Origin of the sequence: Desulforamulus reducens MI-1, assembly GCF_000016165.1 — a bacterium.
In the GTDB taxonomy this organism is placed as follows: Bacteria; Bacillota; Desulfotomaculia; order Desulfotomaculales; family Desulfotomaculaceae; genus Desulfotomaculum; species Desulfotomaculum reducens.
The window spans coordinates 2,968,868-2,993,587 of sequence record NC_009253.1; the positions used below are offsets into that span (position 1 = coordinate 2,968,868).

17 protein-coding genes and 2 pseudogenes are annotated in these 24,720 nt (G+C 39.7%); 4 read left to right on the forward strand and 15 right to left on the reverse strand.

The features are described from left to right. Positions 1 to 69: 69 nt before the first annotated feature. On the forward strand, positions 70 to 759 hold the full coding sequence (locus tag DRED_RS14620) for a zinc dependent phospholipase C family protein (protein ID WP_011879042.1): 690 nt from the start codon (positions 70 to 72) through the stop codon (positions 757 to 759). A gap of 33 nt (positions 760 to 792) precedes the next feature. Here the strand turns inward: DRED_RS14620 and DRED_RS14625 are convergent, their stop codons facing one another. Continuing rightward, positions 793 to 2,175 (reverse strand): sodium-dependent transporter, encoded by a 1,383-nt coding sequence (locus DRED_RS14625; RefSeq protein ID WP_011879043.1) that lies wholly within the window; start codon positions 2,173 to 2,175, stop codon positions 793 to 795. 275 nt (positions 2,176 to 2,450) lie between these two features. Between DRED_RS14625 and DRED_RS14630 the strand changes: the two genes are divergently transcribed. After that, positions 2,451 to 3,269, forward strand: coding sequence for a hypothetical protein (locus DRED_RS14630; protein ID WP_238442535.1), 819 nt, complete (start codon positions 2,451 to 2,453; stop codon positions 3,267 to 3,269). Here the strand turns inward: DRED_RS14630 and DRED_RS14635 are convergent. The 10 genes and pseudogenes from DRED_RS14635 to hpsG (DRED_RS14680) form a co-directional block, all read right to left on the reverse strand. After that, positions 3,264 to 4,022 carry a M48 family metallopeptidase gene (locus DRED_RS14635; RefSeq protein WP_011879045.1) on the reverse strand — a complete coding sequence of 253 codons (759 nt, stop codon included), beginning with the start codon at positions 4,020 to 4,022 and terminating at the stop codon, positions 3,264 to 3,266. The two genes, DRED_RS14630 and DRED_RS14635, sit on opposite strands and share 6 nt — an antisense overlap. A gap of 161 nt (positions 4,023 to 4,183) precedes the next feature. Continuing rightward, positions 4,184 to 5,887: a Na/Pi cotransporter family protein gene (locus DRED_RS14640; protein ID WP_011879046.1), complete on the reverse strand. Its 1,704-nt coding sequence runs from the start codon at positions 5,885 to 5,887 to the stop codon at positions 4,184 to 4,186. A gap of 205 nt (positions 5,888 to 6,092) precedes the next feature. Continuing rightward, positions 6,093 to 6,524: a copper amine oxidase N-terminal domain-containing protein gene (locus DRED_RS14645; RefSeq protein WP_011879047.1), complete on the reverse strand. Its 432-nt coding sequence runs from the start codon at positions 6,522 to 6,524 to the stop codon at positions 6,093 to 6,095. Between the two features lie 78 nt (positions 6,525 to 6,602). Then, complete coding sequence (locus DRED_RS14650; RefSeq protein WP_238442536.1) at positions 6,603 to 7,238, reverse strand: DUF502 domain-containing protein; 636 nt, start codon at positions 7,236 to 7,238, stop codon at positions 6,603 to 6,605. A 251-nt stretch (positions 7,239 to 7,489) separates the two neighbouring features. Continuing rightward, entirely contained in the window at positions 7,490 to 8,308 is an 819-nt protein-coding gene (locus DRED_RS14655) for a sulfite exporter TauE/SafE family protein (protein ID WP_011879049.1), read from the reverse strand. 205 nt (positions 8,309 to 8,513) lie between these two features. Further along, complete coding sequence (locus tag DRED_RS14660; protein ID WP_011876678.1) at positions 8,514 to 9,755, reverse strand: IS4-like element ISDre1 family transposase; 1,242 nt, start codon at positions 9,753 to 9,755, stop codon at positions 8,514 to 8,516. 309 nt (positions 9,756 to 10,064) lie between these two features. Beyond that, a complete protein-coding gene (gene hpsG / locus DRED_RS14665; RefSeq protein ID WP_011879050.1) occupies positions 10,065 to 12,551 on the reverse strand; it encodes a (2S)-3-sulfopropanediol dehydratase in 2,487 nt (828 codons plus the stop codon). Positions 12,552 to 13,020: 469 nt separating this feature from the next. Further along, on the reverse strand, positions 13,021 to 13,740 hold the full coding sequence (locus DRED_RS14670) for a GntR family transcriptional regulator (RefSeq protein WP_011879051.1): 720 nt from the start codon (positions 13,738 to 13,740) through the stop codon (positions 13,021 to 13,023). A gap of 268 nt (positions 13,741 to 14,008) precedes the next feature. Beyond that, complete coding sequence (hpsH, locus tag DRED_RS14675) at positions 14,009 to 14,941, reverse strand: (2S)-3-sulfopropanediol dehydratase activating enzyme (RefSeq protein ID WP_011879052.1); 933 nt, start codon at positions 14,939 to 14,941, stop codon at positions 14,009 to 14,011. 71 nt (positions 14,942 to 15,012) lie between these two features. Beyond that, positions 15,013 to 16,533 (reverse strand): annotated as a pseudogene (gene hpsG, locus DRED_RS14680) ((2S)-3-sulfopropanediol dehydratase); the annotation flags it as partial. Between the two features lie 137 nt (positions 16,534 to 16,670). Between hpsG (DRED_RS14680) and DRED_RS14685 the strand changes: the two are divergent. After that, entirely contained in the window at positions 16,671 to 17,912 is a 1,242-nt protein-coding gene (locus DRED_RS14685; RefSeq protein ID WP_011876678.1) for an IS4-like element ISDre1 family transposase, read from the forward strand. 175 nt (positions 17,913 to 18,087) lie between these two features. Here the strand turns inward: DRED_RS14685 and DRED_RS14690 are convergent. The 4 genes and pseudogenes from DRED_RS14690 to DRED_RS14705 form a co-directional block, all read right to left on the reverse strand. Then, positions 18,088 to 19,062 (reverse strand): annotated as a pseudogene (locus DRED_RS14690) (pyruvate formate lyase family protein); the annotation flags it as partial. 160 nt (positions 19,063 to 19,222) lie between these two features. Continuing rightward, positions 19,223 to 21,109: a TRAP transporter large permease gene (locus DRED_RS14695; protein WP_011879055.1), complete on the reverse strand. Its 1,887-nt coding sequence runs from the start codon at positions 21,107 to 21,109 to the stop codon at positions 19,223 to 19,225. A 111-nt stretch (positions 21,110 to 21,220) separates the two neighbouring features. Next, positions 21,221 to 22,264, reverse strand: a complete 1,044-nt coding sequence (locus DRED_RS14700; protein WP_156779676.1) for a TRAP transporter substrate-binding protein — start codon at positions 22,262 to 22,264, stop codon at positions 21,221 to 21,223. Positions 22,265 to 22,715: 451 nt separating this feature from the next. Continuing rightward, a complete protein-coding gene (locus DRED_RS14705; protein WP_011879057.1) occupies positions 22,716 to 23,438 on the reverse strand; it encodes a GntR family transcriptional regulator in 723 nt (240 codons plus the stop codon). Positions 23,439 to 23,690: 252 nt separating this feature from the next. Between DRED_RS14705 and DRED_RS14710 the strand changes: the two genes are divergently transcribed. Continuing rightward, a complete protein-coding gene (locus tag DRED_RS14710) occupies positions 23,691 to 24,527 on the forward strand; it encodes an amidohydrolase family protein (RefSeq protein ID WP_011879058.1) in 837 nt (278 codons plus the stop codon). Positions 24,528 to 24,720 lie beyond the last annotated feature (193 nt).

The window sequence follows — 24,720 nt, forward strand, 5'->3', positions numbered from 1 at the left end:
AATTTTTTCCCGTTGGGAAATAATAGTTATGATACTGAAGATTTTTTTATTTATACAGGTGAATATTGAATGACATTAACCCAGGCAACCTGGAATTGTGCAAAGGTCATGTTATCTCTAACACTGCCCTTACAAGTGATCATAAAAACAGACCGACCTCGAAATACCCACGACTTTTGCAATCAGCAAGCTATTGAAATTATAAGACGGGACGGCTTACATAGAGAAGGTCAATTACTACAATCCTATCTTGAGCTATTAAACAAAGGTTCCCGTTGGAGTGATCAGGGTTTCAAAAATATTAGTCATTATTATCATTATCAAAGGGGGACTGGTCTTTGGCATGGTCCTGATGCTCCCACAGAGTGTCAATATTTTTTTGAAAAGGCAGTAAAATACTGGCGGGCAGGCTACCAGGAAAAATCAATCTTCTATTTAGGGGCTGCCAGCCATATTCTGCAAGACCTCTGTGTACCCCATCATGCCTGTGGCGTGGTGCTAAAGGGGCATAAATTTTTTGAGGATTGGGCCCGGGGGCACTACCACGAATTTAGTGTAAAAACGGAAGGCATCTATCAGCTTTCCTCCAGTGCCCGTGGTTGGGTAAAGGAAAACGCACGGGTTTCCTCTGCCTACCTGCCAGAACTCATGAATAATAAGGGTATTACTTCCGTCCAAAGAACTGCAGGCAACATGCTGCAGCTGGCCCAGCGAACCACTGCAGGTTTTCTACATTTCTTTTTTCAGCGCATCAAATAATCCCCACCTAAACCAGGTGGGGATATTTTGTAGCTATAGCTTTATAAACCCTAAACCATTTAAAATAATGATAACAATGGCAATGGGTGCCACATAGCGGATGGCGAATAGGTAAAAACCAATGGCAGACTTGTTATTTAGACTGCCGCCGTTCGAGATTTCATCCGAGACCTCCCAACGACTCAATCTCCAGCCGGCAAAGAGTGCAATCACTAAACCAGTTAAGGGCATCATCAGGTTATCCGTTAGGTAACTATAAAAGTTAAACAAAGTCATATCAAATAATGTTACATCCGATAGTAAACTATTGGAGAGAGTGGCGGTGCAGCCAATGGCCGCCATAAGCACCCCGGTAAAAATGGTTGCTGCCCCCCTGGACCAACCTCTTTCTTCTGTGAGGTAAGCCACGGGTGCATTATACAGAGAGATCATGGCGCCCATGGAAGCAATGGAAGCCAAAATAAAGAAGATGCTTAAAAATACCTGACCAAAGGGCATGGAGTTAAAGACCATTGGGATAGTCATAAAAAGTAGTGATGGTCCGTCCTTAGGACTGAATCCGAATGAAAACACAGCTGGGAAAATGGCTAAACCAGCCAACATGGAAACCATTGTATCTGCTAAAACAACCTTAATCCCGGTCCCTATCAGGCTTTCTCCCTTTCCTATATAGCTGCCATAGGTGGTCATCACACCCATGCCAACAGAAAGTTTGAAAAAAGCTAAACCCATGGCAGCTAAAATGGTAACACCGGTAATTTTTGAAAAGTCCGGCTGAAACAGAAAAGAAACCCCTTCACTGGCCCCCGGAAGTGTAAGGGCACGAACTACACATACAATTAGCAAAAGAAAGAGAATGGGCAAAAGTGTCTTGGTCATTCTCTCAATACCATTTTTAACCCCGGCTAAAATAATAGTTCCGGTTACAAACAGTACAATCCACTGCCAAATCAGAGGTGACCAAATACCACTGATAAATGTGGTAAAGACCTGCTCCGCAACCTTAGGGTCACTGGTTACAATACTGCCGCTGAGGGCTTTAAAAATGTAAGCAAAAACCCAGCCGGCCACTGATGTATAGTAAAACATAATGAAAAAAGCACAAATAACTCCGGATAAACCTGTAAAGAACCAGGGCGTGTCCGGGGCCAGCCTTTTAAATGCCCCCACACAGGCGGCGTTGGAACGCCGACCAATAACAAATTCTGAAATCATAACCGGTAGTCCAATAAAGCAAACACAAGCGAAATAAATAAAAATAAATGCGGCACCACCATTTTCACCGGTGATATAGGGGAATTTCCATATATTTCCTAGGCCCACTGCAGAACCCAAGGTCGCAGCAATAACACCTAATGTACTACCAAAACCTTCTCTTGGGCTAAACTGCTTCTTTCCAAGTTCAGTTTGTACCATAATTACTGTCCTTCCTTTTGTATAAAATTTTGTTTAAAAATTTTATTCTCTTGTCAGTAGACAATGTCACCTCCTGTTTCAAAAAGATTACAGCTGCTCACATATATTAACTGTCAATATTTTAATACATCTATAAACTTATCACTAGAGGTTTTAGAACTTTCATGCAAATAATCTTTTTACATTATGTTCCACCTATTTATGTGCAACACTTTTTATTTTGCTACGTCTTAGATGGTGTAACCAAATGTAATCATATTCTTAGGAGAATGTGCATGAAAGAGCTTAAAACCATCTTTTTAATATTTTCCCTAACCCTATCAATATTAATGGGCTGCTCTGCCGCTAAGCCAGCCGATGACCAACCAAAGAAGCAAGCCAGCAAAGCAGATATTTTTATTGAAACCGCCAATACACACATATTGCAGACCGTTGATAGGAATATCTCAGGCGATCGTACCAAAGAAAATATTATTCTTTATGTTAACCGGACAAAGGATGGCATGCCCCAGTCCTGGTCTCTGGTGGTAAACGGAATTGAAAAAATCAAGCTATCCCATGAAGGAGGACTTTATTCCTTTGCTGAAATGAACTTCGTAGACATAGACGGTGATAAGAAAGAGGAGGTCCTGCTTTACCGTCAATCCAGCGGAAGTGCCGGGGCTAAGGGGTTAAATGTTTATAAACCAACCGAAGCAAAATGGCAGCAGGTCTTTTCAAATGTGATTACAACTGACATGGGTCAGGAAAGATTTCAAGTTAAATATATGGGGGATTATTTTGTAAGATTTGAGGATAAGGAAACTGGCCTTAAGGCAGTCATTGAATTGAATAAAAAGCAGTATCAAGGTATTGAGAACATGTTAAAAAACATTTCCACTTGGATCGATCCGATTATCGACTATAGCCTGGTGGACCACGACGGGGATGGCACCAAAGAAATTATCACCCTCCAAAGGGTGATTGGGATTTCCCACGCTGATACCATTGCCTTATTAAAAACTACCTATAAAATGGAACAGGGCCAATACAAATTAATTTCCTTGACCCTCTGTGATTATAATGATAAACCTTTGGCTGAAGCCAAATTATAAAGTTAATTCCGCGCCATGTTCCTTTAACCACCTACGGTGCGTTTTGTATTTCGGACAAATTCTTTCCACCAGGGACCAGAATTTTTTCGAATGGTTCATCTCTATTAAATGGGACAATTCATGGGCCACCAGATAGTCAATCACAGGCAGGGGAGCCATCACTAATCGGAAATTAAAATTCAAATTGCCTTGGCTGGAGCAACTTCCCCAGCGGGTTTTCTGATCCTTGATAAATACCTGCTTGTAATGGATACCAAGTTCTTTTCTGGCAACCTCCAACCTTTGTAATATGATTTCTCTGGCCTGATATTTGAGCCAGGCCTCTAGAATCTGCTTAATGTTATCTTTGTGGTTCTGGGGTAGTATAACAATGATCTTGTCCCCCACCAGTTCCACCACTGGGGACCCCTGCTGAAATACAGTAACCAACCGATAGGATTTACCCAGAAAACTCACAGCCTGTTTTTCTTCTAGGCTGTTTTCTTTTTTCTGCTGTGCTTTATGAGAAATCATAGCAAGTTTTTGTAAAATCCATTGTTCTTTTTCTCTAAGTAAGGGCTCTATATTGCCTAGGGGATATCGGAATGGAACGATAACCTCGAGGCCTTTTTCTAAACTTATTTTTAGATTTACATTCTTGGCTCTGCTGCTTTCCCGAAAGAGGTAGGATATTTCCGTACCTCCCAATTGGATGGAGGATTCTTTTGGTAAGGCCGCAGTGGGTAATTGATCTTTATGTTTTTTCTCTTTCACCAAGAGCACCTACCGTTCCATAAAGATTTGTGTTACTATTCTTCAATAAAGTCTTATAACCCTGCCACCACCTGGTAATTAGAAAGAATGAACTCGGCAGGGTTTACTTGTCAGCGTTTCTGAGCATTTAAAACCCTGTGCGGATTGTGCACAGGGTAATATTATTTATTTACCGACTTCTGATTATCATTAATATTCCACATTTCCGAAGGAGGAGTTAAGATTAAGGCTTCATCATGCCAGGTACAGGATACCTCATCCGTCAGCGCCATAGCGATGTTCTTAAGGTGTTCGCTAATTCTTAAATAAGCATTGATAACATCCATATGAATAAAGCTGGTATTTTCGGTTTCCTGAGCCCCTTTTTGCATACGAGCAATATGACTCATCCGTAGACGGAACTCCAGATCAACAATATCCTCTTGAATATTTTTTGCTTTTTCTGCCAGCAGACAACTGTTGGTGGCCGCACTGGTATTAACCAGATGAAGAAGTTCCATGACCTTGCCATGCATGGTCAAAATGTCTTTGTGCCCCTCTTCAGAAAAGTCCAGGTTATTGACATATTTACTTTCCGCTTTATACATCAGGTTTTTCTCGATTATATCGCCAATATATTCATAATCCCGGACTATATGCACCAACCCCATTGTTCTATTAAACTCATCTTTAGATAGTTGCTGCCTCAACAAATGGGTAAGATATTTATTGGTGGCTGTGGCCAAGATGTCAATATGGTGCTCTTTTTGATACATTTTCTCAGCAATATCCTGATCAAAATTTTTGAGTAGAGGATATATTTGTTTGGTCATATCCGTTACGTGATCAGATATATGCATAATTTCTTTGGTCGCCATGCCAATGGCCAGTTCAGGACTGGTAAAAAGACTTTCATCCAAATATTTGGGTGTAACATCAGATATTGCTTCTTTTTTATCCGGCACAATGTACTCCAAAAACCGGGCAAAATAATCAATAAAGGGAACAAATAAAATGGCAATGACAATATTAAAGAAGGTATGCACATTGGCAACTTGAAAGCCCGCATTGGATGTCAGTTTTTGCATAAGACTCCCCAGGGGGCTAACAAAGGGCAAAAATAACAATACACCAACGATCTTAAATAGTAAGTGGGCTGTAGCAACCCTTTGAGATTCCCTGGAAGACCCCAGGCTGGATAAAATGGCTGTAAAGGCTGTACCGATGTTGGCACCAAACAACATAAATATGGCTGGTTCTAGGGTAATCATATGCTGCATGGATAATAGCATAATAATACCAATGGTTGCAGCACTGCTGTGTACTAAAAAGGTAAATACCGCTGCCACAGCCATGGCCAGTAAAGGTCGGTCGCTCATCTGTAAAAGCATTTTCTCAAAGGCTGGGTCATTTCTAAGGGGATACATGGTATCAGACATGATTTTAAGACCTAGGAACAACAAACCAAAGCCAATTAAAACTTGCCCAATGCGCTTATACTTATTTTGCTTAGCGAAAAAAATAATAGTTGCTCCAATACCTACAATGGGCAATGATATTTCTGTGGCCTTTAAAGCAATTAATTGGGCTGTTACGGTGGTTCCAATGTCCGACCCCAAAATCACTGCCAGGGTGTTTCTTAAACTAATAATTGAGGCACTGGTTAAGCTAACCAAAATAACCGTGGTTGCAGTACTGCTTTGAAACAAGATGGTTACAAGGACCCCTAGACCCATGGCAACAATTCTATTTCTGGTTAAACGAGTTAAAACCTCCCGGAGTTTTTTCCCGGCAATCTTTTGTAGTCCTTCACTTAGAACATACATACCATATAATAAAAGACCCATACCACCGATCATATTCAAGAACGCTGCTTGCCAGGACATATATCTACCTCCTCTCTGCTTCAAAACTATGGTACAAGTTTCACAAGATTGTGCCAAAAAAAAAAACGAACAAAGTCAACAGAACTCTTAACATAAAATTAATAATGTTTTTATTTTAATTGATCAAAGGATTAGTTGTCAAACAGAAGCCAATTTTCGAAATACAGAAAAATAATGACCCGGGAGCAACCCGAGTCATGTTTCTTTACTCTAAAAACACCGTTTGTGAATATTCATCCCACCAGACATGATACCCGAGGGTTTCCCCGATAAATCGTATGGGCACCATTGTACGGCCATAGACCACGATAGGTGGTACCTCTAGATAGATAAGCTCTCCATTAAGATAGGCATCATAGGCTTCTACATACATAATTAGTTCGTTTCTGCCATCAGTTGCTGTTATTTCCCCTAAGTACTGGTCCCAATCTACCGTAACACCAGACGCCTCAAAAATTGTCCGCATGGGAACAAAAATCCTGTTCTGATACATGACTGGGGGAACATCGGTGTAAAGGTAATTGCCGTTCATAACAATGTCGATATAATCATACCCTGCCTGTGCAGGAACCAGAAATGTTATTTGCAACAATGTTACCATGAGAACTACCAACAGAAATTTTGTTTTTAACTTCATGCATCTGCCCTCCTTTATCACTAAGATATTCAGTCGGAGGACAGAAAAGTTTCTATTTTTCGTCAATAAAATACATTTTTATTCGGTTTTTTTGTTTAAACCTCTTTTAGCAATAACCTGCCATTCATTGTGTCTAATGTCCACATCGGCTCCAGTGGCTCCACCTGAAATGATTAGTCTCAGGGCCTGATCCACCGGTATATTCACAATGGTTACTGAATCCCTGGGCACCCAGTACATATCCCCGGCCACCTGCAATGTTTGGGGAAAGTAAACCCCCACTAATTCCCTGCCATCCTGATCCTGAAAGGGACTATCCTTTACGGTTAGAAAACCTAGCCGGTAGGTAATGTCATTAAGCCTTACCAGTGCAACAGTGTCAAATTTCTTTTTATCACCTGCCAAGGATTTTAGGGCATCCTTAAGAGTATTATAAATATTCTTAACCCCTGGCATGCTGCAGATAAACCCTTCTATTAGGGCTAAAATCTTCTTCGATATCCACCAATTAGCAATTAAGCCAATGATACAAACCATTAATACCACAAAGACAAAGTCAATTCCAGGCAAATTCCTCCCCACCAGAGGAAAAAGAATGGCATTGCCGATACCAGAGATTTTAGCATAAATAAAGGCTAAAATATAAAATGTTCCAATGATTGGCAATAAAACCAATAGGCCTTTAGCAAAATAAATCGATAATTTGCGCATCATCTAACCTCATAACAAAATGTGTACTTTGCAAAAGTAATATTTCTATATTCATTAATGAAAATCCTTTGAAAATTAAACCAATGGACTAATTTCTATCACATAAAGAAACTTGGCTTACGCCATACCCTATAGGGCACGAAAGCCTTTAGGTGACGGCGTAAGCCTTAGTTGCCCTTATGCAAGTCGGGAAAGTTTTATACTTTCTTATTTGCCAAAAAGGAACCCATATTTCATTGGTCCTACATTTTTTATTATAATAAGGTTTTATAAAATATATAAAATCCCGTGTATATAAGTATCAAGTTAGCTATTAGTTGGAACATCCTTTGGTTTATTTTATAGAACAGTATATTCCCCAAGAATACACCAACAGCAGCAGTAGGAATTAAATATAGGGAAGTAAACAGTACCTCTGTGCTAATTTTTACGCTAAAGACTTGCATAATGATACTTACAATGTAAACAACAATAAAGAAGGCTAGCGTGGTACTTCTTATGGTCTCTTTCTTGACATTTTGGGCAGTAAAATAAATTGCAAGGGGTACTCCGGGCATCCCTAGGCTGGTGGTTAAGATCCCTGCTGTTAAGCCCACAAATACTTCATTCCTTCTTTCCGATTCCTTCATCACTTTCAGAATTGAATTTTGATCCGCTTCTATGGCATCTTTACATTCTTTGGTTTTGTCTATGGGACCTTCCACAGTTTTCCTGAAGTGGGTTTGATACCACTTAATAATTAAAAAAATGGATATCATTAATATCACAGCACTTACAGAGGCCTTAAGAATATCTAGGCTAACATAGATGAAAAATCCTAAACCAATGGGAATACCTAAAATACTACCGTGAATAAGTCGTTTTAGTATATCAAGATCAATTTCATGTTTGATCTTGGGCATTAAGATTAGGGCAATAAATAAGGACAGAAAAATACTTATTTGAATACAATCCCGCGAGTCAAAAACTAAAAGTAAAAAGGGTGTTGCCATAATAGCAAAACCAAATCCTGTAGAGGCCTGTAGAACAGATGCAAAAAAAACAATAAGCCCTGCAAAAATACTTTCATACATACTTTATCACCTATCATTTATATATATATTCACTAGCGTTGCATAAAAACTAATGTATAAATCAAAAGTAAATAAATGGAAAATTGCATTGTATTATTTTGTAATAAATTGGTTGTATACACCAATTACCTTATTTCTCTTTGTGCTAAAGGAACAACCACTTAAGAGGTAGTCCTTTATCCACATTTTTCAGATCATGTAATTCCTAAGCTATTATCGGGTCGTAAGTTAGATCATCCAGGTGTTCTGCCTCACCTTGTAGTACCTGTACTAACGTAATGTTGTAGACTTTTTCATGGTCTATACACCGTCGTCCTCTTGAACTTTGGCCTGACTTGTGGTGGAGCTTTCGTACAAACTTGGTGAAGTCTACATAAAGGCATGTATGAAGCAACATTTGAATTTTTAGTAATGGGCCTTCGTAACCTGTTTTCTTTTTAAGCAACATCATTAAACAGTAGGTAATCAGTGCTATCATCAATTGGTTTTCCACAGCCTGCTGGCTTAAACCATAGAAATGTTTTACACAGAAATGTTGTTTGATCCACTTAAAGAATAATTCTATCTGCCAGCGGTAGCGGTATATGTCGCTTATTTCCTCGGCACTTAACTCAAAGTCGTTGGTAATGATAATTACAGGCTTACCCTCGGTATCTTCTGTTTCTATTAGTCTCAAGGGGTTCTGCATTTTGGTTGTACCGTCTTTGCCTAGGATTACTTTATGGTCTTTCTTGATTAAGCTATCTTGGTTTGTTGGAAATTTTTCTAGTGTTTCAACTATTGCGTTACTCTTTAAACGGCTAACGAATCTGGTACCATTATTAGAATAATTGTCAAACCTCTTGTAATCCAAGTAGCCACGATCAAAGACGTTTAGGGCATCTTTTTCTACAACCAAGGCATCCATTTGTGTTTTGTCAGCAGACTTAGCTGGTTTAATTATGGCTTTGTCTGGTAGAACCCCTTGCTCAAGCAGCTGGATACGGAGGTGTAATTTAACTCCACTTTTGGTTTTTCTGAACTCTGCCCAGCGGTATCGGGATAGACAAAGGCTTATTGTTGAAGAGTCTATCAGATAAATGCGACCTAATTCTTGTCTTATTGATTTAAAACCTATTTCAGTACCAAACTGATGGACTATATCAGAAAACAGAGACTGAGTTAATTCAGGAGATAAATCTCTCAATTTACGGGATAACTGTGAAGCACTAATTGAATCTAAACCTACTGCCGAGCTGAAATTATCATCATTTAAGCTGTTACTAATATGGCGGAGACCTTTAAGTTGCTCTAACTGTGCATAGGAAATCATTTGAATTAGTTTGATAACGGTTAATTTTTTAGCGTAAGCATCGACTTCTGATTCTTTGACATTGCTTAAAAATTTTTCGTTATAAATTGTTTGAAATAGTTGATTATATGTGGATTTATTGGTATTCTTGTCCATGCGTGGTCTCCTTATTTTTGGGATTATGGACAGGACTACCTGTTATATCTCAATTATAAGGAGATTTTTTATTTATTCGTAGACAAAATATCCCAAAATACTTGACAAAACAAAAATTTTTTTATGCAACACTAGTGATATATATTAGTACTAATGAATATTCTTGGGACAACCCAGAAAAAGGAGTAGTCTCTCGGCTACTCCCTGAAATATACAATTTCATTTTAAAGATACTCGTTATTATCCAGGCTTTGAATATGGCTGTAAGTCCTGCTAAAAAAGCAGGACTTACAGCTAACATTTATTCCTTTAGATGGTGCTGTGCTCTGTTCTGGCAATAATATCATCTTGTAAATCAGGAGACAGGTCACAGAAGTATGCACTGTAGCCGGCTACCCGCACAATCAAACCACGGTATTTATCTGGGTCCTTTTTAGCCTTCAGCAGGGTTTCTTTGTTTACAATGTTAAACTGCAGGTGCCACAGTCTTAAATCGCACCAGGTTCTGATAAAGGATGCCAGCTTTTGGGTTCCCTCTTCTCCCACCACACAGGATGGCGTAAACTTAATGTTTAACAGTCTAGAGGCTCGCTCTCTATAATCATAGTTCTTAGAGTTAAAGTTGGATAACAACACCGCAGTGGGTCCATTTACGTCCGCACCGTGGGAAGCTGAAGATCCGTCAGACAATGGTGTGTATGCCTTTCTTCCGTTGGGAGAGGCACTGACTACTTTACCAAAGGGCACGTGGGAGGTAAAGGGTACCAGTCTTAGGTCAAAGTGTACGCCCAGTTCTTTGGAGTATTTTCTGGTAAACTCAAGGGCTTCACGGTCAACCTCTTTGGCAATGGAATCCACATAGGGATCGTTGTTACCGTATTTTGGAGCATTTAATAGCATTTGTCTGATAGCTTCTTTGCCTTCAAAGTTGCATTTCAGGGCTTCAATTAATTCTGTCATGGTTATTCTTTTATCTTCAAAGACAAGCTTTTTAACCGCTGCCAGTGAGTCAACTACAGTACCATAGCCCATCAATTCAAAGTAGCCCATATCAATACCACCAGGAATCACTGGGGTATGCAGATCTAAACAGTTTTCCATGCACAGATCATGCAGTGCAGAACCCAGTGGAGTTGCAAAGTGCTTGGGACGTAGGTTTACAATCACATGCTGCTGGATAAATGCATGTTTTAAGAAATTGGTGGATTGAGCTAGGTAGGCACTCCAGAACTCATCCCAGGTTTTAAAATCTCTTGGATCTCCTGTCTCAAGACCAATAACTTCGTCTCCGGTGAGCAGCATTTTGCCGTTATGCAAAACCATTTCCACGGCTGCGGCAAAGTTGACATAGGGGCAACCACTGGTAAAGGTATCCCGGTTCGGCATTCTGGCTTCGGAACAACCGGATACGGCATAGTCATAGGCTTCTTCAAACTTTGCTCCTTTGGAAAGCAGTAAGGGAACAACTTCTTCGTCGTTGATTAATTTAGGGAATCCAGAACCTTCTTTAATAGTTAATGCCACCTCATGCATATAACGTTCCGGTGAACGTGCATGGATACGGGCTGCCAGGTCAGGATAGTTTAAGGGGAACTCCTGCTTAGATTGTAAGAATAAGTAGGTTAGTTCGTTGGTAGCATCATTTCCGTTGGGAGTCTGTCCGCCAATGGTTACAGCTTCCCAGTGTGCATAGCCTTCGTTGAAAGCACCGCCGGTGGGAGATACATAAAGGTCAATGAATTGAGCCATGGCTACCCACATACATTCCAGTAGTTCAACTGCCTTTTCCGGAGTGATACGGCCTTCTGCCAAATCTTTTTTATAGTAAGGGTAGAAGTACTGGTCCATACGTCCGTTGGAAATGATGGTACCGGTTTTTTGTTCAATTCTGGAAAACATCTGGGTAAACCACTGGGACTGTACTGCCTCACGGAAGTTCCGGGCGGGGTTTTCAGGTACCCACTGACAAATTTCAGCAATCTCCAGTAATTCTTGCTTTCTGGTTTGGTCTGCTTCTTTTTCTGCCAGTTCAGCAGCCAGCTTAGCATGTCTCTTTGCCCAAAGTACGATGGCATCACATACGTTGATAACGGCCTGGAGGAAGGGAGCTTTCTCCATGTTATCCACTGGGCTTAGAGGATCAAGGGCTGCCAGTTTTTGCTCTGCCTCTTCTTTAATTCCTTTGAAACCTCTCTTTAATACTCTTTCATAGTCGTGAACCCACTGAATGGAAGAGCGGAAAGATGCCGTTTCGTTTACAATGAATCTGGATTTTAAGGGGTCCTTAGGATCATAGGTGTATTTTAGGGTTTCTTTGGGTAGGGCTTTGGTCAGGTTTTCATGGAATGTTTTACCCTTCCAATAGGGAGCAATTTCGTTAATCACGATATCAGCATCTGCCTGGGAAATGTTAAAGGGAGACTCTACACGGCTGGGCAGTTGCTCGATGGCAACATCAAGAAAGTCACCGTCTAATTCAGGGAACAGCATGCCATATCTTCCGGGTTGCCCGCCCCTACCTACCAATAGGTTGTCATCGTCAATGTAGACAGTCATATTTTTTGCAATGTGTAGCAGGGCCTTGGACCATCTTAATACCAAGGGTTCACCTTCGGTTTCTTTCATGGACTCAGTGAAGTACTTGGCTCTTTCTACATCAATGATGGGGCGTTGGGTATTAAAGCTTTCCAGGATTTTATAGATTCTCTCTCTGCCTTTTTTGAAATCATTTTTGCCTAACATTTCTTCTTGAATTCTTTGTTCATGAGGTGAATACACGGTACAACATGTTGTCATGGAAGTTCCCTCCTTAGTTAGTTAATATGCATATTTAATCTGCTTACAGATTATTGCTTACGTACTGCGGAACCAGCGGCAATTTTTTATCAATTTAAATTTTCGCCTAGACATTTCTTACAAAGGTAGGTTATTAGGTAAAAATTACAATTGGTTGTAATAATTGCTATGGACAATGCGTTTAATTAGGTTAAAGCAAAGGAATTTGTCTTGGTAAATTTCTGTGATAACTTACACAATGATACATATAAAATTGCAAGAGTTGTAACGTTGTAACGTCGTGACGTACGTACCAGTTACTATGAATATACACCGTTTAATGCTTTTTTGCAATATGTATTTAAGGTTGCTGACATTTTTTTTGCAATACACAAGACAAAACAGGTCTCGCTTCCCATATTACTGAAAAACGTGGCCTGTTTTGTAAGTTATTCTTATCACTACCTTCTTATCACTACCTATTGGTAAACTACTTCATGTTTCTTGACATTTTCAAGCTAAATGCATATTTATCTGCTCGATAAATACCACAATAGTACTCTATGGGATCTCCCTGGGGATCTGTTATTAAACGCTGGGCAACTAATATACAAGTATTTTCTGATATTCCTAGCAATTTCGCATCGCTTGGGTCGGGATTTTTAGCAGATATTCTTTGCTCTGCCTCATGCAAGTAAATACCTTCAGACTCCAATTTTTCATATAGTGTAATTTGATTTAAGTCGTATTTTTTTAATTTATTACTAATTTCAAAAGGATAATAATGCCGCTCTATGGCAATGGGTTCCTGGTCCGCAAACCGCAACCTTTTAATGTAATAATATTCTTCTACTCCTAGACTCTCTGCAATTTCTTGGTTTGAGCCAGTCCCTTGATAAAGCAGTTGTGCTCCGGCTTGCATGCCCATTCTTTCTATGGTTTCCGTAAAACTACTTAAATGACCTAACCAATCGTTAATTGAACGAAAACGATTAATAAAGGTTCCTTTGCCATGAACTTTTTCCAATATCCCTTCATGAACCAAGGCAGATACCGCCTCCCGTACAGTGGTACGGCTAACGGAATGCTTATCCATGAGCTCTCTTTCACTGGGGATTTTCTCTTGGTACAGTCCTTCCCTGATTTCCCGCAGTAAGATATCTTTTAATTGTATATGCAAGGGTAATGGATTATTTACATTTAAACCCATTAAACACACACTCCCAAATCTTCACCTAAAGTATTCCTTGGATTTGAACTTTTACAATAATCCGTATCTTTAGGGAAGATGCAATTTATACGTAGCATAGCAAGTGGCCTAGGCCTCAGTTTTACTTATGCACATCTAACTTTGATATCCCTCTTTTTTGTAAGCAAAAAAAATGGTACTTATATCAGTATATCACGATATTATCTTTGCAACCAAGCCTCAAAGGGCTAGGTTTTTTTCCTAATGGGGTCGGGAAACCGGTTCTTTATTATTGAGGAAAGTTCTCTTGCACTAGTTTTTTTAGAGTGCTAATACGTTCCTCAGGAATGGGTTTAACCCCTGATAAAAGATATTCTCTACCAATATAAGTGTACTTAGGTTCACCTAAACGATGGTAAGCTAAAATCTCATACTTAACGTTGGGATAACATTTAATAAAATCAATAATTGCTAAGATATCTTGTTCTGTATCATTAAAGCCTGGAATCACCGGAGTCCTTACAGTGATTGGAGTATTGGGAAAACAATTGCATAACTTCTTAAAATTTTCTAATATAGTTTCATTCCCTACGCCTGTAAATTGCTTATGTCTAGTTGAATTTATACTTTTTATATCAAAAAGAATATTGTCAACGTATTCAAATACCGTTACTGCCTTCTCCCAATCTGCATAACCGCAGGTCTCTATAGCAGTATTAAGTCTTCTGCGCTTTGCTTCCTTTAAAACTTCTAATGCAAACTCTGCCTGCACCAGGGGTTCACCACCACTTAAGGTAATTCCTCCGCCTGATCGCATGTAAAAAGAGCTATCCTGCTCAACCAGCTCTATTACTTCATCGACCCTTTTTAATTCTCCATACATATTTAAAGCCTTGGAAGGGCAGATATCCGTACACTTGCCACAGTTGGTGCATCGTTCTCGATCAACGGTAATTTTGCCATTTTGGTCGTGCTTAATGGCTTCTGTCTCACAGCTTTTAATACACCAGCCGCATTCCTTTATACTAATGCACTTATTTGCATTGTAAGCCAGCTCAGGGTGAAAATGCTGGGACTCCGGGTTGGCGCACCATTGACATCTCAGTGGACACCCTTTTAAAAACACAATGGTTCTGATGCCCGGCCCATCGTGCACGGAATAACGCTGGACATTAAAAACATAGCCATATTTCTTCTTGTCAAAGTTAGTTGCAGCAACCATATATTTCCTCCTGACTGAATATGGCTGTAAGTCCTGCTAAAAAGCAGGACTTACAGCTAACATTTATTCCTTTAGATGGTGCTGTGCTCTGTTCTGGCAATAATATCATCTTGTAAATCAGGAGACAGGTCACAGAAGTATGCACTGTAGCCGGCTACCCGCACAATCAAACCACGGTATTTATCTGGGTCCTTTTTAGCCTTCAGCAGGGTTTCTTTGTTTACAATGTTAAACTGCAGGTGCCACAGTCTTAAATCGCACCAGGTTCTGATAAAGGATGCCAGCTTTTGGGTTCCCTCTTCTCCCACCACACAGGATGGCGTAAACTTAATGTTTAACAGTCTAGAGGCTCGCTCTCTATAATCATAGTTCTTAGAGTTAAAGTTGGATAACAACACCGCAGTGGGTCCATTTACGTCCGCACCGTGGGAAGCTGAAGATCCGTCAGACAATGGTGTGTATGCCTTTCTTCCGTTGGGAGAGGCACTGACTACTTTACCAAAGGGCACGTGGGAGGTAAAGGGTACCAGTCTTAGGTCAAAGTGTACGCCCAGTTCTTTGGAGTATTTTCTGGTAAACTCAAGGGCTTCACGGTCAACCTCTTTGGCAATGGAATCCACATAGGGATCGTTGTTACCGTATTTTGGAGCATTTAATAGCATTTGTCTGATAGCTTCTTTGCCTTCAAAGTTGCATTTCAGGGCTTCAATTAATTCTGTCATGGTTATTCTTTTATCTTCAAAGACAAGCTTTTTAACCGCTGCCAGTGAGTCAACTACAGTACCATAGCCCATCAATTCAAAGTAGCCCATATCAATACCACCAGGAATCACTGGGGTATGCAGATCTAAACAGTTTTCCATGCACAGATCATGCAGTGCAGAACCCAGTGGAGTTGCAAAGTGCTTGGGACGTAGGTTTACAATCACATGCTGCTGGATAAATGCATGTTTTAAGAAATTGGTGGATTGAGCTAGGTAGGCACTCCAGAACTCATCCCAGGTTTTAAAATCTCTTGGATCTCCTGTCTCAAGACCAATAACTTCGTCTCCGGTGAGCAGCATTTTGCCGTTATGCAAAACCATTTCCACGGCTGCGGCAAAGTTGACATAGGGGCAACCACTGGTAAAGGTATCCCGGTTCGGCATTCTGGCTTCGGAACAACCGGATACGGCATAGTCATAGGCTTCTTCAAACTTTGCTCCTTTGGAAAGCAGTAAGGGAACAACTTCTTCGTCGTTGATTAATTTAGGGAATCCAGAACCTTCTTTAATAGTTAATGCCACCTCATGCATATAACGTTCCGGTGAACGTGCATGGATACGGGCTGCCAGGTCAGGATAGTTTAAGGGGAACTCCTGCTTAGATTGTAAGAATAAGTAGGTTAGTTCGTTGGTAGCATCATTTCCGTTGGGAGTCTGTCCGCCAATGGTTACAGCTTCCCAGTGTGCATAGCCTTCGTTGAAAGCACCGCCGGTGGGAGATACATAAAGGTCAATGAATTGAGCCATGGCTACCCACATACATTCCAGTAGTTCAACTGCCTTTTCCGGAGTGATACGGCCTTCTGCCAAATCTTTTTTATAGTAAGGCACTAGTGTTGCATAAAAAAATTTTTGTTTTGTCAAGTATTTTGGGATATTTTGTCTACGAATAAATAAAAAATCTCCTTATAATTGAGATATAACAGGTAGTCCTGTCCATAATCCCAAAAATAAGGAGACCACGCATGGACAAGAATACCAATAAATCCACATATAATCAACTATTTCAAACAATTTATAACGAAAAATTTTTAAGCAATGTCAAAGAATCAGAAGTCGATGCTTACGCTAAAAAATTAACCGTTATCAAACTAATTCAAATGATTTCCTATGCACAGTTAGAGCAACTTAAAGGTCTCCGCCATATTAGTAACAGCTTAAATGATGATAATTTCAGCTCGGCAGTAGGTTTAGATTCAATTAGTGCTTCACAGTTATCCCGTAAATTGAGAGATTTATCTCCTGAATTAACTCAGTCTCTGTTTTCTGATATAGTCCATCAGTTTGGTACTGAAATAGGTTTTAAATCAATAAGACAAGAATTAGGTCGCATTTATCTGATAGACTCTTCAACAATAAGCCTTTGTCTATCCCGATACCGCTGGGCAGAGTTCAGAAAAACCAAAAGTGGAGTTAAATTACACCTCCGTATCCAGCTGCTTGAGCAAGGGGTTCTACCAGACAAAGCCATAATTAAACCAGCTAAGTCTGCTGACAAAACACAAATGGATGCCTTGGTTGTAGAAAAAGATGCCCTAAACGTCTTTGATCGTGGCTACTTGGATTACAAGAGGTTTGACAATTATTCTAATAATGGTACCAGATTCGTTAGCCGTTTAAAGAGTAACGCAATAGTTGAAACACTAGAAAAATTTCCAACAAACCAAGATAGCTTAATCAAGAAAGACCATAAAGTAATCCTAGGCAAAGACGGTACAACCAAAATGCAGAACCCCTTGAGACTAATAGAAACAGAAGATACCGAGGGTAAGCCTGTAATTATCATTACCAACGACTTTGAGTTAAGTGCCGAGGAAATAAGCGACATATACCGCTACCGCTGGCAGATAGAATTATTCTTTAAGTGGATCAAACAACATTTCTGTGTAAAACATTTCTATGGTTTAAGCCAGCAGGCTGTGGAAAACCAATTGATGATAGCACTGATTACCTACTGTTTAATGATGTTGCTTAAAAAGAAAACAGGTTACGAAGGCCCATTACTAAAAATTCAAATGTTGCTTCATACATGCCTTTATGTAGACTTCACCAAGTTTGTACGAAAGCTCCACCACAAGTCAGGCCAAAGTTCAAGAGGACGACGGTGTATAGACCATGAAAAAGTCTACAACATTACGTTAGTACAGGTACTACAAGGTGAGGCAGAACACCTGGATGATCTAACTTACGACCCGATAATAGCTTAGGAATTACATGATCTGAAAAATGTGGATAAAGGACTACCTCTTAAGTGGTTGTTCCTTTAGCACAAAGAGAAATAAGGTAATTGGTGTATACAACCAATTTATTACAAAATAATACAATGCAATTTTCCATTTATTTACTTTTGATTTATACATTAGTTTTTATGCAACGCTAGTGATAGTAAGGGTAGAAGTACTGGTCCATACGTCCGTTGGAAATGATGGTACCGGTTTTTTGTTCAATTCTGGAAAACATCTGGGTAAACCACTGGGACTGTACTGCCTCACGGAAGTTCCGGGCGGGGTTTTCAGGTACCCACTGACAAATTTCAGCAATCTCCAGTAATTCTTGCTTTCTGGTTTGGTCTGCTTCTTTTTCTGCCAGTTCAGCAGCCAGCTTAGCATGTCTCTTTGCCCAAAGTACGATGGCATCACATACGTTGATAACGGCCTGGAGGAAGGGAGCTTTCTCCATGTTATCCACTGGGCTTAGAGGATCAAGGGCTGCCAGTTTTTGCTCTGCCTCTTCTTTAATTCCTTTGAAACCTCTCTTTAATACTCTTTCATAGTCGTGAACCCACTGAATGGAAGAGCGGAAAGATGCCGTTTCGTTTACAATGAATCTGGATTTTAAGGGGTCCTTAGGATCATAGGTGTATTTTAGGGTTTCTTTGGGTAGGGCTTTGGTCAGGTTTTCATGGAATGTTTTACCCTTCCAATAGGGAGCAATTTCGTTAATCACGATATCAGCATCTGCCTGGGAAATGTTAAAGGGAGACTCTACACGGCTGGGCAGTTGCTCGATGGCAACATCAAGAAAGTCACCGTCTAATTCAGGGAACAGCATGCCATATCTTCCGGGTTGCCCGCCCCTACCTACCAATAGGTTGTCATCGTCAATGTAGACAGTCATATTTTTTGCAATGTGTAGCAGGGCCTTGGACCATCTTAATACCAAGGGTTCACCTTCGGTTTCTTTCATGGACTCAGTGAAGTACTTGGCTCTTTCTACATCAATGATGGGGCGTTGGGTATTAAAGCTTTCCAGGATTTTATAGATTCTCTCTCTGCCTTTTTTGAAATCATTTTTGCCTAACATTTCTTCTTGAATTCTTTGTTCATGAGGTGAATACACGGTACAACATGTTGTCATTTTAGGACTCCTCCTTAAGATTTAGATGTTTATCTAAGTCTATACATATATAGGTATAAGCTCTTTCACTTCACTAACTTATATAAAGTTTTTCTTTATATCTTTAGAACTAGAGCAATCCTAGTTCTAAAGATATTTTTACAGGAGCATAAGAGCATAATTACTTAATGAGCGTTGTCAGGAACAAGGATATTGAAGGTACATAAGTGACTAGGAGTAATACAACAATCATCGCACCCAGTAATGGCATCGCCGATTTCGCTAAGTCTTCAATTTTAAGTTTGGCAACACCACTTGCAACGAATAGGTTAACACCAACAGGAGGAGTAATAAATCCAAGGGCCAGGTTAACAACCATGATAACACCGAAGTGAATCGGATCAACTCCTACCTTTGTAACAATAGGCAGCAAGATGGGAGTTAGGATTACAATAGCTGCTAAAGCTTCCATAAACGTACCCACTATCAGAAGTAAGATATTAATCATTAGTAAGATCATGATCTTATTCTCGGTAATACCAAGGATAAACTCGGCAATTTTGTTGGGAACCTGCTCGATAGTCATAATGTTACCGAAGATTGTCGCCATAGACATTAGCACAATAACAACTGCTGAAGTGCTGCAAGCTTCCATGAAGCACTCTGTAATATTTTTAAGATTAATTTCCTTGTAAACAAACACACCTACGATTAATCCATAAAAAGCTGATACAGCTGCTGCCTCGGTGGGCGTCATGAAACCGCCATAGATACCGCCTAATATAATAACTGGCACCATCAATGCCCACTTGGCATCCCAGAAAGCTTTTACGAAGGTGCCAAAGTTACGCTCGCGTTCTTCGCCTTTCCAGTTGTTTTTCTTAGAGTAGAAATAACTGATACCCATTAACACAAGACCCGTTAATACGCCTGGGACGATACCACCTATAAACAACTTACCAACAGAGGCCTGGGCCGATACGCCGTACACTACAAAGGGGTTACTGGGAGGAATCATTACACCGATGGCACCGGCACAGGCAACTAGTGCTGCCGCAAAGTGTTTATCATAGCCCCTCTCGATCATAGCAGGAATTGTAAGGGCTCCGATGGCTGCAACGGTTGCCGGACCCGAACCACTGATGGCTGCAAAGAACATACAGGTTGCAATGGTTGCAAGAGCCATACCTCCGTAGAGGGAACCCAGCATTTCATCAGCCAGGGCCAAAAGTCTCTTAGAAAGACCACCTGCTCCCATGAAAACACCGGCTGCAATAAAGAATGGAATTGCCATAATTGGAAAACTGTCAATTGATGTAAAAGAAAGTTGGGCAACATAATCTATCGGCAACGTATTTGCCCCTATGATAGTAGCTAACCCGGATAGCCCCAAAGCAATGGCAATGGGTACGCCAATTACTAAAAATATTGAGAAGTAACCAAACAACCAAACCAAGGCATCTAGCTCAATACCTAGCAACAGCGGGGAAGCTATAACCCCACAGAAGATAGCACCAATAAGTGAGTCTTTTATACCACATTCTTTTACTTGTCTTACAAGGTCTTGAATTACACGTAAACTAATGAGTCCAAAACCTATGGGGAGAATTAAATAGGGAATAAAGTAAGGTATTTGCAAAGCAGGGGTGGTCTGAGGCATATTAAGCAGCATTTCTAAGTGACCTAAGCCTTTTAAGAACACCACAACGCTCAAGCAAAGGAAACATACATCAACAATAATCCAGCTTACTTTTTGAAAACGTTTCGGCAACCTATCATAGATAATATCTACCCGTATATTATTGCGAGTTTTAACAGCAAGGGGAATGGCCAGGTACGATATCCAGATAAAGATATAACGGGCTAACTCTTCAGTCCAGGTGGCAGCCCCGGAACCTTCATACATGTGCGTAATTATATAGCGATAAGCAGTTTGGTAGGTAATAATTAATATAATCGACAACATCCCGATAAAAAGGATGGGTTTTTCAAGATTGTCATCCAGCCATCGCAACAAGCTTTTTGGCTTGGCATTTTGTATATCATTCTGAGTAATGTTGTTTGCCATTGGCGTCGCCTCTCTAATTTTGAGTTTTGTGCTTCGTAAAAATGGCGCATATCTATAAAGTTTTCATTACTGGGGAGGGCACAAGACCCTCCCCCACCGGGATAAACCTAATTACTTCTGAGCATTCACTACCATGTCAATCAGTTCTTGAGGAATCTTGTCAGGGAACATTGTCCATACACCTTTAGTTAGTTCTTTGAACTTAGCTTTTTCTTCTGGAGTTAATTCGTGAACTTTTATACCTGCATTAATAAAGTCTTGCTTAGCCTTTTCTTCCAGTTCAGCAGAAACCTGACGTTGGTAAGCAAGAGCTTCTTTACCAGATTCTACTAAAATATCCTGTATATCTTTAGGAAGACCATCAAAGTATTTTTTGTTAATCATAAGAAGGTGCATACTGTAGTTGTGTTCGGAATCCATTGCATACTTCAGCGCTTCATGGTGTTTAGCAGAGTAGAGTAAGCCAAAGGTGTTACCTTCCCCGTCAATGGTACCTTGCTGTAATGCAGTATAAACTTCGCCCCAGGCAATCGGGGTTGGGTTGGCGCCAAGGGCCTTAGCAACGGCTACTTCTACAGGAGAGTCAGTTGTACGAAGCTTGAGGTTTTTGAGGTCTTCTGCTCCATTAAGTTCTTGCTTAGCGGCTACGAAGTTGCGATATCCGTATTCACTCCACATAATGGGTTTTAAGCCAATTTCTTCAGATACTTTGTCAAAGTATTTGCCCAGTTCCCCTTCATCTAAAGCCTTGTAAAGTTTTTGCTGGTTTTCAGGCTGAGTAATATAGGGTAAGTCAAATACCATAAACTTGGGGGAGAAGTTAGCCATGTTAGGGGAAGAACTGGATGCCATTTCCAGAGTACCTTTTTGAACAGATTCCATAGTTACACGGTCACTACCCAAAACAGTATTGCCATAGAGCTGAATTTCTACTTTACCGTTAGACTTTTTTTCCACCAGTTCTTTAAACTTTTCATAACCAAGAGTCACGTTGTTACCAGGAGCCATGGGGTGGGCTAATCGAATGGTGATTTTCTTTCCATCTGTAGCGCCTTCTTTCTTATCACCTTTATCTGAACCACACCCAACCAAAGTAAGGGAAAGAATAATTAGTAGTGCTAATAAACCAACAAGTGTTTTATTTCTTTTCATCATTAAACCTCCCGTGATGTTTTTAGTTTATTAGTTAATAAAACTGTGTACCAAGGTAGCTTAGGCTTCTAATTATCTTCTAGAAAAGCATAAGTTGTATTTATTTGTGCTACTGTGATCAACATTTCACAAAAAAACATAGTACTAATCTTCTAAAAAGCACCTTGACAAACCTTGGGATTTTATACTGCCTTGCCCCCCTTTCCAAATTCCTAGTAAACAACTCTTGATACTGTGATTACTAACACAATTTACCCATGTGTCTTATTGTCGACATTATAACGTTGTAACATCATAACGTACGTACCAGTTAATAAGAATATACACAAAGGATTTATCTTTTGCAAGCATTTTTTAATATTTTTTGTAATGTAAATGACAAAAAAAAACCCAATATCCAAAATTTTTATGGATACAGGGCTATTGGACTAATGATTTTTATCACTATCAAAGATTAAACTACTCGCACACCTCTGGACATTTTCAAACTAAACACATACTTATCTGCTTGATAAATACTGTGGTAATATTCTATGGGTTTCCCTAGGGGATCGGTAATTAACCGTTGAGCAACTAATGTACAGGTATTTTCTGAGATTCTTAATAATTTCGCATCATTGGCACTGGGATTCTCTGCAGATATTCTCTGTTCCGCATCCTGCAAAACAATTCCCTCTAATTCTAGTTTCTCATACAACGTAATTTGATTTAAGTCATATTTTTTGAGAATAAAGCCAATTTCTAAGGGATAGTAATGTCTCTCTATGGCGATGGGCTCATTGTCAGCAAACCGCAGCCGTTTTATGCAATAATATTCTTCTACACCAAGGGTTTCTGCTATCTCCATGCGAGAACCGGTTCCCTGATACAGCAAATGTGCTCCGGATTCCATTCCCATTCTTTCAATGGTTTCAGTAAAGCTACTTAGATAACCTAACCATTCATTGACTGAATGAGAGCGATTAATGAAGGTTCCCTTGCCATGAATTTTCTCCAGTACCCCTTCATGCACCAAGGCGGTTACCGCCTCTCGTACGGTTGTACGGCTAACAGAATACTTATCCATTAGTTCCCTTTCACTGGGTATTTTCTCTTCATAGACCTCTTGTCTAATCTCTTTTAATAAAATCTCTTTTAACTGTATATGCAAAGGTAGTGGGTTATGATTGTCTAACACCAAAGGACCTTCCTCCTGCCCAAAAATTTTCTTTCATTTTAACATTTATCAATTTATCTCCTTTTCCAAAAAAATGTTGATTAATTTTTATGTCAGGTATATGATAAATATCAAAAAGTGGTACGGACATCATAACATCCACACTTGACTTTTGTAAACTACAATTGCCCTTAACAGACAAATCTTATACCTTTATGCTACTGTGATCACATCAACATAATCTCAATACATTACAACTAAAGGAGAATTATTATGAAGATTATCGACTTTCGTTTTAGACCCAATACCCCGGATGTAATGGCCATTGGGGAGAGTAAAATGTTTAAGGCATTGTGTGATATGATTGGTTTTTCCAATACAAAGACTCAGGATCTTGCAGAAATTGTTGAGGAACTGAATGAACATGGTGTATATAAAGCTGTAATTTTGGGAAGGGATGCCGAAACAACTTACCAATGGAAAGGTAGTAACGATGGTGTGGCCAATATGGTTAATCAATTTCCTGATAAATTTATTGGCTTTGCAGGTCTTGACCCCCATAAGGGAATGGCTGCCATCAAGGAACTTACCCGATCAATCAATGAACTAGGATTAAAGGGTGCTTCCATTGATCCCTATTTAGCCCAAATTTATGTAAATGATGCAAAATATTATCCCATTTATGCTAAGTGCTGTGAATTAGACATTCCTATCGTCATTACCACTGGTCCTGCCACCCTGGTACCCAATGCAGTCATCGACCATGTTGCTCCCAGATATATTGATTTCGTAGCCAAAGATTTCCCCGAACTAAAAATGATTGTAAGTCATGGTGCTTATCCCTGGGTAAGTGAAATGATTACAGTGGCCCAAAGAAATACAAATGTATACTTAGATATATCTGAATACGAAAATTTCCCATTTGCCGAGTATTATATCAAAGCAGCAAATACCATTATTAGTGATAAACTTCTTTTTGCCAGTGCTCACCCTTTCCAGGACTTTAAAGATTGTATCAAACTCTATAACGAACTGCCATTTTCAAATGAAGAGATTAGAGCTAATGTTATGTACAAAAATGCTGGCCGTATTTTAAAGTTGGATATGTAAGTTCGCATACCTCTACCATTTACGTAAGAAAATGCTTTAAAACTCTGTACAATCTTTTGATAGTTCAATACTACAAAAGTAACTTTTTAAAAACCCAGGTATGCTTTTCTACCTGGGTTTTTAAGCACAGTCAAAATATCTAATAGAAAAATTAACTATAAAATTCCCACACCTGGAATGAAATTAAAAGATA